Source organism: Cryobacterium luteum, assembly GCF_900110125.1.
GTDB classification, from domain to species: Bacteria; Actinomycetota; Actinomycetes; order Actinomycetales; family Microbacteriaceae; genus Cryobacterium; species Cryobacterium luteum.
On record NZ_FOCN01000015.1, the window covers coordinates 75,013 to 75,891 of the forward strand.

The 879-nt window shown below is 58.8% G+C and carries 1 protein-coding gene and 1 rRNA gene; one reads left to right on the top strand and one right to left on the bottom strand.

The window, feature by feature from the left end:
- On the top strand, positions 1-365 hold a 365-nt coding region (locus BMW72_RS19045; protein ID WP_208598221.1), incomplete at its 5' end, for a hypothetical protein.
- Between the two features lie 225 nt (positions 366-590).
- On the opposite strand, the gene rrf is transcribed toward BMW72_RS19045, so the two are convergent.
- Positions 591-707: ribosomal RNA gene (gene rrf / locus BMW72_RS13880) — 5S ribosomal RNA — on the bottom strand.
- Between the last annotated feature and the right edge of the window lie 172 nt (positions 708-879).

The window sequence follows — 879 nt, forward strand, 5'->3', positions numbered from 1 at the left end:
TTACCCCGGTACGGAGGACGCTCGCCCTGCGCGGGACGATCAGAATTACCCCGGTACGGTGCGCGATCGCTGCCGCCGGACGGGCGATCAGAGTTGCCCCGATACGGAGGACGCTCGCCCTGCGTGGGACGGTCAGAGTTGCCGCGATAGGGAGCCCGGTCGTTGCCACCATAGGTGGATCGGTCGGAGTTGCCACGATAAGGAGGACGTTCGCCGCCCTGAGCGGGGCGGTCGGAATTACCACGGTATGGAGGCTTGGCGCCATCGCGGCCGCCGGAAGGTCGCCCATTCGAGGGTCGGCCGCTCTGGTTCGAACGACGGTCGTCCTGACCGTTGTTGCGGGAATCGCCGTCGCGGGGTCCTGAAGGGCTCACTGTATCTCCTGTGTAATTAGTCCGGCATTTCGACAGACACTTCAAGCCTAATCCCTCAGGCAAAACGGCGCTGAGAACCCAGCAAAGTGGATGCCGCACCCAGCAGGCGAATCCGTACGGACGGCGTTCGGGTTAACGCAGAACGGCCACCCTTTCGGGTGGCCGTTAATGCAGAAAGGCCACCCGGGGGTGGCCTTTCTGGTCGTTCTAAGTTAAGTCCGGCGGTGTCCTACTCTCCCACAGGGTCCCCCCTGCAGTACCATCGGCGCTGAGAGTCTTAGCTTCCGGGTTCGGAATGTGACCGGGCGTTTCCCTCTCGCTATAGCCGCCGAAACATCTTCCGATGAATCGAATCTATATTATTCAATTATAGAGCCCTCAATGATGAGGGTTTGTTCTCGACCGTACATCGAGAACCACATAGTGGACGCTAAAGCAGCTTCTTCAAACTGAAGTGTTATCAAATTATCGGCTTATTAGTACCGGTCAGCTCCATGGGTCTTTA